This is a genomic window from Bradyrhizobium sp. 26S5 (assembly GCF_036923295.1).
Taxonomy (GTDB): domain Bacteria; phylum Pseudomonadota; class Alphaproteobacteria; order Rhizobiales; family Xanthobacteraceae; genus Bradyrhizobium; species Bradyrhizobium septentrionale.
The window spans coordinates 3591701-3603377 of sequence record NZ_CP145948.1; the positions used below are offsets into that span (position 1 = coordinate 3591701).

The window sequence follows — 11677 nt, forward strand, 5'->3', positions numbered from 1 at the left end:
GCGTGTGGATCGCATCGCTGTGGTCGCCGGCGCCGTGCTGGCGTTGTTGGCGGCACAGTCGGCCGCGCGCGGCGCAGCGGCCGAAAGCAGCGCTGATGATGCATCCTTGCTCTATCTGAGCAGCAACGACTGGGAGCGGCAATCCGCCCCGCGCAAGGTCGCGCTGGCGGCCGACTTCATGCGGATCTTCTGCACCGACCAGCGCATGTCCGCGGCATCGCTGGCCGATTGCCTTGATCACAATGAGAAGGACGGCGCGCCGTTCGAGCGCGCCATGGCCTGTGTCAGTGCGCTGTCAGCCGGCCGCTGAGAGGCCGGCGTCGATCCCCTCGGCGATCCGGGACACGTCGGCTGTGGTGAGAATGAGGGGCGGCGACAGGATCAGGTTGTTGCCGGAGACGCGCAGCATCACGCCGGCCTCGTAGGCACTGTCGGCGACCTTCGCCATCGTCTTCTTGTCCGCGGGCTTCTTGCTGGCGCGATCGGCCACCAATTCGAGCGCGGCCATCAGGCCCTTGCCCCTGACGTCGCCGACCAGGGGATGTTTGGCCTTGAGCTGCGCCAGCGCGGAGGCGAGTTCCTTGCCGCGCGCCGCGGCATTCTCGTCGAGCCTGAGACGGCGCGTCTCGGCCAGCGCCGCAAGGCCCGCGGCGCAGCCGACCGGATGGCCCGAATAGGTGTAGCCATGGCCGATCGAGCCGAACGTGCTTGTGTCGGCCTCGAAGGTCTCCGCGATCTGTTCGCCGATCAGCGTCGCGCCGAGCGGGAAATAGCCCGAGGTGATCGCCTTGGCCATCGTCATCATGTCGGGCTTCACGCCCCACAGTCGCGAGCCCGACCACGCGCCGGTGCGGCCGAAGCCGGTGACGACCTCGTCCGCGATCATCAGGATGCCGTGACGGTCGCAGATCTCGCGCGCCAGCTTCATAAAACTGTCCGGCGGCACGATCACGCCGCCGGCGCCGAGCACCGGCTCCATGATAAAGGCAGCGATGGTGTCGGCGCTCTGGAATGTGATCTCCTCCTCCATCGCCGCCGCGCAGAGCTGCGCGAGTTTTGCGGGATCGGTCTCGTTGAAGGGATTGCGATAGGTCGACGGCGCGGGAATGTGGAACACGCCCGGCAGCATCGGCTCATAGTTGCGGCGGAAATTGGTATTGCCGTTGACGGAGGCGCCGCCGAAATGGGTGCCGTGATAGCCCTTCTTCAGCGCCAGGAACTTGCTGCGGTCGGCCTGGCCCTTGATCTTCCAGTATTGCCGCGCCAGCCGCAGCGCCGTCTCGACCGAGTCCGATCCGCCCGAGGTGAAGAAGGCGCGCACCATGCCCTCCGGCTTGAACCATTCGGTGAGCTCGTAGGCGAGCTCGATCGCGGGACCGCTCGAGGTGCCGCGGAAGCCCGAATAATACGGCAGGGCGCTGAGCTGGTCCGCGATCGCCTGCTTGATCGGATCGCAGCTGTAGCCGAGATTGACGTTCCACAGGCCGCCGACTGCATCGATCACGGTCTTGCCGTCGATATCGGTGACTTCAACGTCTTCGCCCTTCATCACGATCCGCGGCGGCTGCGCCCGCATCTCGGCGGGATGGGCCATCGGGTGCCAGATCGGCTTAGCGTTGTTCTCAACCAGGAAGTTTCTGTCGCGCATGATCGCTCTCTGTCCGGCTGGAGCCGTTTCCGTTCCGATGGAATCGGAACGGGGCTCCAGACTCTAGTCTTGACGCGTTTTCTTCACGCGAACCGGTACCCACTTCGCTCGAAAACGCTTTAGTCGAATTGCAGCCCGAAATGCCGCAGCGCCTCGCTGTAGGACGCGGCCGGGCTGCGCACGTCGAACAGCACGGTGCGCATGTTGCATGCGGCGGCGCCCGTGATGTTGCGGCGCTGATCGTCGACGAAGACGCAATCTTCCGCCTGCAGCGCCAATTCGTCCAGCACGCTTTGGTAGGCGCGGGGGTCGGGTTTCAGGATCCCGGTATGGGTGGCGTCGACGATGGTGTCGAAACGCTTGAGGATGGGAAGGCGGCTGCGAAAATCTTCGCCATAGAACAGGTCGAGCTCGTTCGAGAGGATGGCGAGCCGGAATCCGGCGTCGGCGGCGATGTCGATCGCACGCGCCGCCTCGGGGCGGATCACGGTGCCGGGATCGGCGCCGCGCGCACGTTTCACGAAGGTTTCCATGTCGCGCCAGTCTTCGCCGAGCATGCACCCGACCTCGCGGCTGCGGGTCAGCCAATAGTCGCGCTCCGAAATCTCGCCATGCTGCATGGAAGTCCAGAGCGGATCGCTGTCGGGCGCGAACGGCCCGAGCCATTTCAGCGTGCAGGGGGCGAGCCCGAGCGCGCGCTCGGTCAGGTCATGAGTCTCGAACAGGGTTTTTGAGATCACCCCGCCGAAGTCGAGCACCAGCGCCTGGGCGAGCGGCCGCCTCATGCGGCAACCGTGGTGCGGCCGGGTGGGACAATGCCGGTCGCGACCCAGCGGTCGAAGATGCCGAGCACGGTTTCATTGAACGCCGCGCTGTTGATGTGGTCCTTGATCTCGTGCAGCTCGACCGGCGGTTCGACCGCCGAGCGCATCGCCTCGACAAAGGCAGAGAGGGCATCCGGATCGTGCAGGGCTTCGCCTTCGCGGTCCCATTGCTGGATGCCGCCGGCCGGCAGCACGAAGGCGACCGGTGCGCTGGCGCGGGACAGTTTCTCCGCAATCGCCTGTGCGATCCGGCGGCGATCGGCGGACCCCGACGTCGCCGACGCAAGCAGCCGGTTATGGGCGTGGAACGGACGATCTGACAGCTCGTCCGGAACGCCAAGCCATGCCGGGAAATCCACCATGTCGATCGCCCCGGGCGCGACAATCTGCGGAATGCCGGCTCTGCCCGCATTCTCCAGCCTGTCAGCGCCGGAATTGACCACCGAGCCGGTGAGCTGGTTGGCGACCTCCTGCAGACTGAGGTCCAGCACCGCGGCGAAGCCGCCTTGCGCGGCGATCGATTCCATGGCGCGACCGCCCATGCCTGTGGTGTGGAAGACGACGACCTCGTAACCGCGCCGTTCGAGCTGCGGCTTGAGCTCGACCATGTAGCGCAGGCAGCTCTTGCCAAGCGAGGTGATCGCAACGACCGGCCGGTCCCGGCCAGGCCTGATCGCGCTTTTCGCCGCGCCGACGATCGCGCCGCAGGCCTGCGACAGCACGGCGGTGCAGGTGCCGTTGAGGCCATAGAGGCCGCCGGCCCACAGGATCATCATCAGATCGGCGGCGACGCGCTCGGGCGGGATCAGATGCGAGAAGGCGACGGTCGAGACGATCAGCTTCGGTAGGCCGAGCGGCAGCGCCTGCGCGACGTCGAGCGCAAGGTCGGTTCCCATCGTGCCGCCGATTGCGATCACGCCGTCGATGGAATCGCGCTCTGCGAGCTCGCGGGCCAGATTGGCGGCGCCAACCGCCATCAGGGACATCGCGGAGTTCTCGTCGCCGCTGGAGGCAATCGCCGCGATCGTGGTCTCTGCGGCGGCGGCCACCGCATGCTTGTCATGCGCCACCTCGTACGGCGGATCGCCGAGCACGCTGATGTCCATCATGATGGTTTGGCCGCCGGCACGCGCGATGCACTCGCTCATGAACAGCAGTTCGTCGGCCTTGGTGTCTCCAGTACCGATCAGGAGAATGCGGGGCTGCGTAATCTCGGACATGACCTTCGGCTCGCCGGCGGGCGTAAGGGAGGGTGACAACCGGTTTGCATAGCGCAGGCGGAGCGCTCGGCCATCGTGCGATCACGCTATGGGGACGGCGCCTGCCGTGACATCCACCTATCGGTTGATTGCTGGCAAAGCCTTGATTTGGCGAGGATTGCGTCATGTGAGCAGGTCCGCCGAGGGGCCGCTCCGTCACCACAAATGGTTAGCATGCAGCAAGCCCAGATCGATCGACTACGGTCGGCCGCCATTCCGGCCCAGCACCTCTTTATCGGCGGCCGGCCGATGCCGTCGCTCAGCGAGGCACGGCTCGACGTCGTGTCGCCGATCGACGGCCAGGTGCTGACCACGATCGCCGATGGCGATGCAGCCGATATCGACCGTGCGGTGAAACGCGCCCGAGATGCGTTCGAGCACGGAGCATGGTCGCGCGCGGCGCCGGCGCAACGCAAGAAAGTGCTGCTGCGCTTCGCCGATCTGATCGAACAGCACGCGCTCGAGATCGCGGTGCTCGGCGTGCGCGACAACGGCACCGAGATCGGCATGGCCTACAAGGCCGAACCGCTGTCGGCGGCGGGCACCATCCGCTACTACGCCGAAGCGATCGACAAGGTCTATGGCGAGATCGCACCGACCTCAGGTGACGTCCTCGGGCTGGTGCATCGCGAGCCGCTTGGTGTCGTCAGCGTGATCGTGCCCTGGAATTTCCCGCTGATGATCGGCGCATGGAAGATCGGCCCGGCGCTCGCCGCCGGAAACTCGGTCGTGGTCAAACCGCCTGAGCTTGCGTCGCTCACGCTGTTGCGGCTTGCCGAGCGCGCCACGGAGGCGGGTCTGCCGGACGGCGTGCTCAACGTCGTCACCGGCCGCGGCGCATCGGCCGGCGAGGCGCTCGCGCTGCATATGGATGTCGACGCGCTCGCCTTCACCGGCTCGGGGGCGGTTGGCCGGCGGCTGCTGGAATGCTCGGCGCGATCAAATCTCAAGCGCGTCCACCTCGAGCTCGGCGGCAAGTCGCCCAACATTGTCTTTGCCGATGTGCCCGACATCAAGCTGGCGGCCAAGGTCTCGGCGAACGGTATCTTCCGCAACTCGGGCCAGGTCTGCGTGGCCGGCTCGCGGCTGCTGGTGCAGTCCTCGATCTACGATCGTTTCATGGACGAGCTGCTCGCCGCCACCACAAAGCTCAGGGTCGGCGATCCCCTCGAACTGACCTCGGATATCGGTGCTGTCGCGAGCAAGGTGCAGCTGCGCAAGAACCTGGACGCCGTTGCCCGCGCGGAACAGCAGGGCGCGAAGCGGCTGATTGGCGGCGAGCAGATCCGCGCCGAGAGCGGCGGCAATTTTATGGCGCCCGCGATCCTCACTGAGGTGACGCCGTCGATGGAGGTCTGGCGCGAGGAGGTGTTCGGCCCGGTGCTGTCAGTCACGCGGTTCGACGGCGAGGAAGATGCCATCACGCTCGCCAATGCGACGCCGTATGGACTTGCATCGGCGGTGTGGACCAGCCGCCTGGCAACGGCGCATCGCATGGTGCGCGCCATCAAGGCCGGCGTCGTGCACGTCAACACCTATGGCGGCGCCGACATCACGGTGCCGCTCGGTGGCTTCAAGCAATCCGGCTTCGGACGTGACAAGTCGCTGCACGCGCTCGACGCCTATACCGACCTCAAGACCGCCTGGATCGCGCTATGACAACTGCAACGACTGAGCGCAGCGGCGTTCTGAACCGATTGCTCGATGCCGAGCAGGAGCGCTTCCGGGCGCTGCATCCGCGATCGGCGGCGGCCTGGCAGCAAGGCAGGGAGCACTATCTTTATGGTGGCCCGTCGCACTGGATGCGGCGCTGGGCCGGCGGTTTTCCGATCTATGCAGAGGAAGCGCAGGGCGCGCATATCAGGGATATCGACGGACGCGACTACGTCGATTTCTGCCTCGGCGACACCGGCGGCATGTGCGGACACGCGCCGGAGGCGGTGACGGAGGCCGCTCTGGCTCAGCTCAAGCGCGGCGCGACCATGATGCTGCCGACGGAGGACAGCCTCTGGGTCGGGGCGGAGCTGTCGCGCCGCTTCGGTCCGAAATACTGGACATTGACGACGTCGGCGACTGATGCCAACCGCGCCGCGATCCGCATCTCGCGCATGATCACCGGCTGGCGCAAGGTGCTGGTGTTCTCCGGCTGCTACCATGGCGGCGTCGAGGAGGCGCATGTCGAGATCCGCGACGGCCGCGTCGGCTTGCGCAACATGATCCACCCCAACGGCATCGATCATGACGCCGTGAGCCGGGTCGTCGAGTTCAACGATGTCGCTGCGCTGGAGGCGGCGCTTGCGCAAGGCGATATCGCCTGCGTGCTGACCGAGCCGCTGATGACGAATTTCGGCATGATCCCGGTCGACCCCGGCTTCCACAGCGCATTGCGCGACCTGACCCGCCGCGCCGGCACCGTCCTGATCATCGACGAGACCCACACATTGTCGTGCGGACCGGGCGGCTATACCGAGAGCCACGGGCTCGAGCCCGACATCTTCGTCGCGGGCAAGGCGATCGCGGGGGGCATCCCCGCCGGCGTGTTCGGTCTCAGCGAGGACATAGCCGAGCGGCTCTGGACAATCGTCCCCCACGTCAATCCGCGCGAGCGGCAGTCCGCGCATCTTGGGTTCGGCGGCACGCTCGCCGGCAACGCGCTGACGGTTGCGACCATGCGCGCGGTGCTGGAGAAGGTGCTGACGCCTGCGAATTACGAGCGGATGATCGGAACCGCGACCTGGCTTGCGCAGGAAGCCCGCGGGCTGATCGACGCGGCCGGTCTGCCCTGGCACGTTACCCAGATCGGCGCGCGCGCCGAGATCATGTTCATGCCACGGCCGCCGCGCAGCGGCGCCGACGTCATTGCGAGCCGGCAGCCCGATCTCGAGACCTTGCTGCATGCGTTCTACATGAACGAGGGCATTCTGGTCACCCCGTTCCACACCATGTTGCTGATGTGTCCGGCGACGTCGGCGCGGGATGTCGACAGGCACACGGCGGCCTTCGCGCGGTTCATCGATCTGCTGCGAGGGGCGGGAGCAATCTGATGCAGGCGCTTCCGTTCAATCTCGACGGCCGGGTCGCCGTCGTCACCGGCGGCGGCCGCGGGATCGGCGCCGCCATCGTGACGCGGCTCGCGCAGGCCGGTGCGACCGTGGTGATCGCCAACCGGACGCGTGAGGTGGCCGAGGCGCTGGCACGCGAGCTGGCGGCTGATGGACGGGCGGCGCATTGCGTCCCGTTCGACAGGCTCGACCGGAGCAGCTTGCGCACGATGGTCGACGGCGTCGCTGCCCAGCATGGCCGGCTCGACATCGTCGTGCACAATGCCGGCGGCTGCCCATGGGCCTCGCTTGAGGAGCTCGATGAAGCGAAGCTCGACGAGACGCTGGCGCTGAATCTGAACGCCAGCATCTGGCTCGCACAGGCCGCGATTCGACATATGCGCGCGATCGGCTTCGGGCGCATCCTCGTGACATCGTCAGTGTCGGCGCGCGTTGCGATGGGCGGCGGTGCGCATTACTCGGCGGCGAAGGCCGGCGTCAACGCGTTCATCCGAGGCGCCGCGTTCGAGCTGGCGCGCGACGGCATCACCGTCAATGGCGTCGAGGCCGGCTTCATCGAAAAGCCGGGCCGCGGCACCATGAGCGTGCCGGAGAACAAGGCGAAGCTCGAACGCTTCATTCCGATGGGACACATGGGCAGCGCCGACGACATCGCCTGCGCGATGCTCTATCTCGCTTCCGCTGAGGCCAGATACGTCACCGGGCAGACCATCGTCGTCGACGGCGGCTCGACGCTGCCGGAGACCGGATTTGCTGTCGAACGGCAGTGGGGACTCTAGATGAGCATGATCTTTTCGGAAAACCGGCTTCCACTTTTCCGGATCATGCTCTGATGCCGCGGCTGGAAGGAAAGACGGCGCTGGTGACGGGCGCAGCCACGGGGATCGGCCGGGCCACGGCGGTGCTGCTGGCACTGAGCGGCGCGCGCGTCGTGTTGTTCGGCCTCGGCGACGCCGAGCTTCAGGCCGCTGCGGCCGAATGCGGAGGGCAGGCGATCCATGGCGACGTCACCCGGCCGGACGACATTGCCAAAGCCGTCGCCGCCTGCGGCGCGTGGCTCGACATCGTCGTCAATGCCGCCGGCCTGATCGTGCCGGATAGCCCCTCGAGCGTCTCCGACGAGGTGTGGGCGAGGACGCTCGACGTCAACCTCACGGGGACCATGCGGGTCTGCCGCGCATCGCTGCCGCTGCTGCGGCAGCGCGGCGGCGCGATCGTCAACATCGCCTCGGTTGCTGCGTTCAATGCCAGCCCGGATAGCGCAAGCTACGCGGCCAGCAAGGCGGCGGTCGTCGCCTATACGCGCTCGCTGGCCTACGCGCACGGTGCCGACGGCATCCGCGCCAATGCCGTGGCGCCGGGCTGGGTGCGAACGCCGATGAGCGCCTATGAGATGCAGCTGCTCGCGGACCAGAACGGCACCACCGCCGATGCCGAGTTTCGCGGCGTCGAACGACGGATCGCGCTGGGACGGATGGCCGAGCCCGCCGAGATCGCCGCGTGCTGCCTGTTCCTCGCCTCCGACGAGGCGTCGTTCGTGACCGGGGCGGTGCTGGTCGCCGATGGCGGCGGCCGCTCGCCGACGCAGAACCGCGCAGTCTAGAACGTCGCGCGGCTTGTCGCGGGCAGGCGGCACCTTGCTATGAATCGGCGGATTTGGCAGTCTCGCGCCGTCACGTCATTCGATCGAGGGCGTTATGCAAAAGTCATTTTCCGTGATCATTGCCGCAGCCGCTTCAATCGTCGTTCTGTCCTCGACGGCGGCGCGATCCGGCGACTATCCGTTTGGCGATCCGCCGTACCGGCTGGATTACGTGCAGGAGCCTCAGATCGAATCGGGCTGCTGGAAATGGAATTGGCAGCTGTACCAGTGGCAGGATCGCTGCCCGGTCTACATCTATCCCAAGGCTTACATGTTCTCGCGATCGTCGCGCGCCGTGCTCCGCACCAAGGGGTGAGGAGCAGCTCGGCCGCCTGAAGCGCGCCGCGTCACGCCATGAGGTGCAACGCGGAGCACGTGCACTTACGAGTGCGCGATGGTGCAGGCCACCTGGTGGTGCTTGCCGAAGTTGAGCAGCGCGTTTTCCCGGAAGCCGTCCAGCCAGATGCCGCGACCGGCATATCGATAACCGACCCCCATCGGAACGTGCCGCACATGGACGCCGCCACGGCCGGTGAGCAGGGAGGCCGTGACCACTTCGCCCTCGACCGACACGGCGCGTGGGCACAGCGGATATTGATGGCCGTTCTCGCAGGTGAACACGATCTCGGTGCAGCTGCCGACCGGTGCCTTCGTGATCAAGCCGAGATCCGCAGCCGCCGCAGGCCCCGAATTGCCTGATAGCGCTGCACTCAAAGCCAAGATGCCTGCGACCGCGTAGCAAAACCGAATACGCATCAGTGCCCCCTCGTCCAGCGATAGGCTAAGTAAATTGAGAAAATATCTGACGCCAAATGAGCAAAAAAACCCTCAGAGGTCAAACCGGTCCCGCGCTCGTCCGGCCCCATCCGTCGACTGCCCGTGCGCTTTGCGGCCTGGTGTTGCGCCCGAAGCGGCGCGCCAAGGCACGTTGCAGCGGGATCGGAGCGTCAGGTGTTGCAGGTTTGCTGCAGTGAGTCTGAATTCGGCTGGAAGCTGTCGGGAAGCGTTAACGTGCTTTTACTGGCCACAATTGGTCTGCAAGTGATGTGACGTATTGAGCCGTGTTCCGGGGGCTGCGTCGAACGCGCTGACCGGACCGCATCACGAATGCATTCGGACGAACATCGGGGGTGGGAATGAACTTCCGTGGTGGCATTGCACGTTCGCTCCTCATCGCGATGATCGCCTCGCTGCCATCCCTGATGGCGCACGCACAGACGCCGTCGCCTCAACCGGCGAACAGCCGGGCAGCGGCGGTGCAGCCCGGCGAGGGCGATCAATCCTTTTCCGGCCCGAGCTTCCGCAAGGGCCTGTGGCGCTTCGTGCGAACGCTCGATGTCGCCAGGACCGCCAACAAGAACTTCAAGTATCGGGTGGTCAACGCGGAAACGACGCGCTGTGTCGACCCGACCCACGCCATGAAGGCGACCTTTGCGTCGGGACCGGTCGGAAGCTGCGTTTCGGACAAGCCGGAGAAGGTCGGCAATCAATACACCTTCGGGCACCGCTGCGATTACATGGGCACGGTCAGCACGGTCATCACCGTGCGTAGCGACGAGGCCTATATCGAGCTGAACGAGGTCAGCACCGGCGAGCACCCCAGGACCGACACGGTGGTCGCGACGAGGATTGGCGATTGCGATGACGGGAGCGCAGCCAAGCCTGAAAAATCCGCTGCGGCGGCTTTGCAGCACTAGCTGGCAATCAGACGGCAGGTGGTGGCGGACGAGGCGTCCGTTCGTCCACTACGGCGCAGACGCGGCGATTCTTTTCGAGCCGAAGCTGCCTCGGCCTGAAAGCAACCCGGCATTCACCGTATTTGGTGCAAGAGCTCGGGAGAGCTTTGAGCAAAGGCTAAGCATTTACGGGGTCTTAACACGAGATGCTCCTGAATGATGTGAGGTTGGGCGTGCCGCTTCAAGTGAAGTCACGCGATCCGCATCGTGCGGCCGATAGGGACTCAACAAATGACATCGCGTGAGGGCTTCGGGCCGTCGAAGGTCTTCGCATCCACGCTTGGCGTCGTGACCGCGCTTTCCGTGTCCTTGCTCGCGCCCTCGGGCGCCGTGGCGGAGGAGGGATTCAGCGGACCGACCTTCCGAAAAGGGATGTGGCGCTTCGTGCGGACGCTGGAGATCGCCACGTCCTCGAACGTCCGGCAAAAGCTGCTCGAGCGCGAAATGACGCGCTGTGTCGATCCAACCCAGGCGATGAAGGCGACCTTCTCATCTCCATCAGTTGGAAATTGCCACTCTTCGCGGCCGGAGAAGATCAACAACAAATACGTCTTCTCCAACAGATGCGACTATCTGGGGCCGGTCAGCACCGTCATCACGGTTCTCAGCGACGAGGCCTATACCGAGGTCAACCAGACCAACGTTGGTCAGGCGCCGCGGACCGACCGGGTGGTTGCCCGCCGGATCAGCGATTGCCACGAGGACCGGGCTTCGCTCGGCCAGCCGGCCGCCGAACCGGGCGAGGTGCTGCAGCAGGACTCAGGCGAAGGCGAGCCGCTCTAACGCAATTGGTCTGCGCGAGCAGGATCCGATCGCCCGCTGCACCATCAGATCTTCTGCTGCCCGCCTGGTGCACTGACCTTGACGGTGATCTTCTGAATTTCGGTTCGGCCGCCCTGATACTTGACCTCGATGGTCAGGGCGTCATCGCCGAGGAATTCCGGCGGCGCCTTGTAGAAGGCGACATAGGCGGGCACCTCGAGCGCCAGGCAGGCCTTGTAGTTCGTGGCTTTCGCCTTCGCCGACTTCACCACAACCTTTCCGGCAGCCGGCGGAGTGACCAGGCGGATGGTCGGCAGCGGCCCCGACGTGCAATCAGGTAACACGTTAAGATAGAGGCCAATCTGGGTGTCCCGGTTGGCCAGGGCCCGAACCTGGCGTTCGACCGTGCTCTCCTGCGGGACCGGTTGTGCCGGGGCTTGCGCGGCCGCCGCGCCGAAACAGCCCCAAATCAAGACAGCGACACAAGCCTGAAGAAGAATCACCCGCATCGACCGCTCCACATCGCCGGCAAGGACGAACAGGGCCGGGCAAATACTGCCTTTCGGCCAAGTCAAAACGGCTAAGCCGTTGTTCTTCCAGCTTCGACCTGTTCGATCTTTACCACACCTGAACGGAAAGCATTGATTAACCAAATACATTTCTTGACCGGGGGGAGGGTTAACAATAGCCTAAAACTCAATTTTTCTACAATTTTTCCACTAATCGCATTTTTGCGGGGTTGAT

At 65.4% G+C, this 11677-nt stretch carries 13 protein-coding genes; 8 read left to right on the forward strand and 5 right to left on the reverse strand.

The annotated features are described in order from the left end of the window. Positions 1–4 precede the first annotated feature (4 nt). Complete coding sequence (locus tag V5279_RS16555; protein ID WP_338699082.1) at positions 5–310, forward strand: hypothetical protein; 306 nt, start codon at positions 5–7, stop codon at positions 308–310. Here V5279_RS16555 and V5279_RS16560 read toward each other — a convergent pair. The 3 genes from V5279_RS16560 to V5279_RS16570 all read right to left on the reverse strand — a co-directional run bounded on the left by V5279_RS16560 (position 296) and on the right by V5279_RS16570 (position 3692). Then, positions 296–1648 carry an aminotransferase class III-fold pyridoxal phosphate-dependent enzyme gene (locus tag V5279_RS16560; protein ID WP_338699084.1) on the reverse strand — a complete coding sequence of 451 codons (1353 nt, stop codon included), beginning with the start codon at positions 1646–1648 and terminating at the stop codon, positions 296–298. The two genes, V5279_RS16555 and V5279_RS16560, sit on opposite strands and share 15 nt — an antisense overlap. A 119-nt stretch (positions 1649–1767) precedes the next feature. Beyond that, a complete protein-coding gene (locus tag V5279_RS16565) occupies positions 1768–2433 on the reverse strand; it encodes an HAD-IA family hydrolase (protein ID WP_338699086.1) in 666 nt (221 codons plus the stop codon). After that, positions 2430–3692, reverse strand: a complete 1263-nt coding sequence (locus V5279_RS16570) for a Tm-1-like ATP-binding domain-containing protein (protein WP_338699088.1) — start codon at positions 3690–3692, stop codon at positions 2430–2432. The genes V5279_RS16565 and V5279_RS16570 overlap by 4 nt, the downstream gene beginning before the upstream one ends. Positions 3693–3905: 213 nt before the next feature. Here V5279_RS16570 and V5279_RS16575 point away from each other — a divergent pair, with 213 nt between their 5' ends. From V5279_RS16575 to V5279_RS16595, 5 genes are all read left to right on the forward strand, one after another. Beyond that, positions 3906–5390 (forward strand): aldehyde dehydrogenase, encoded by a 1485-nt coding sequence (locus V5279_RS16575; protein WP_338699090.1) that lies wholly within the window; start codon positions 3906–3908, stop codon positions 5388–5390. After that, complete coding sequence (locus V5279_RS16580) at positions 5387–6775, forward strand: transaminase (RefSeq protein WP_338699092.1); 1389 nt, start codon at positions 5387–5389, stop codon at positions 6773–6775. Before V5279_RS16575 ends, V5279_RS16580 begins: the two co-directional genes overlap by 4 nt. After that, complete coding sequence (locus V5279_RS16585) at positions 6775–7572, forward strand: SDR family oxidoreductase (RefSeq protein ID WP_338699094.1); 798 nt, start codon at positions 6775–6777, stop codon at positions 7570–7572. The genes V5279_RS16580 and V5279_RS16585 overlap by 1 nt, the downstream gene beginning before the upstream one ends. A 53-nt stretch (positions 7573–7625) precedes the next feature. After that, complete coding sequence (locus V5279_RS16590) at positions 7626–8396, forward strand: SDR family NAD(P)-dependent oxidoreductase (protein ID WP_338699096.1); 771 nt, start codon at positions 7626–7628, stop codon at positions 8394–8396. Positions 8397–8490: 94 nt separating this feature from the next. After that, positions 8491–8751: a hypothetical protein gene (locus tag V5279_RS16595; RefSeq protein ID WP_166204015.1), complete on the forward strand. Its 261-nt coding sequence runs from the start codon at positions 8491–8493 to the stop codon at positions 8749–8751. Positions 8752–8816: 65 nt separating this feature from the next. Here V5279_RS16595 and V5279_RS16600 read toward each other — a convergent pair whose 3' ends face one another. Beyond that, positions 8817–9191: a hypothetical protein gene (locus V5279_RS16600; RefSeq protein WP_029080586.1), complete on the reverse strand. Its 375-nt coding sequence runs from the start codon at positions 9189–9191 to the stop codon at positions 8817–8819. Positions 9192–9571: 380 nt separating this feature from the next. Between V5279_RS16600 and V5279_RS16605 the strand changes: the two genes are divergently transcribed. Continuing rightward, complete coding sequence (locus V5279_RS16605) at positions 9572–10132, forward strand: DUF3617 family protein (RefSeq protein WP_338699100.1); 561 nt, start codon at positions 9572–9574, stop codon at positions 10130–10132. 270 nt (positions 10133–10402) lie between these two features. Next, positions 10403–10954 carry a DUF3617 domain-containing protein gene (locus tag V5279_RS16610; RefSeq protein ID WP_338699102.1) on the forward strand — a complete coding sequence of 184 codons (552 nt, stop codon included), beginning with the start codon at positions 10403–10405 and terminating at the stop codon, positions 10952–10954. A 44-nt stretch (positions 10955–10998) separates the two neighbouring features. On the opposite strand, the gene V5279_RS16615 is transcribed toward V5279_RS16610, so the two are convergent. After that, a complete protein-coding gene (locus V5279_RS16615; protein ID WP_338699104.1) occupies positions 10999–11442 on the reverse strand; it encodes a hypothetical protein in 444 nt (147 codons plus the stop codon). Positions 11443–11677: the final 235 nt, after the last annotated feature.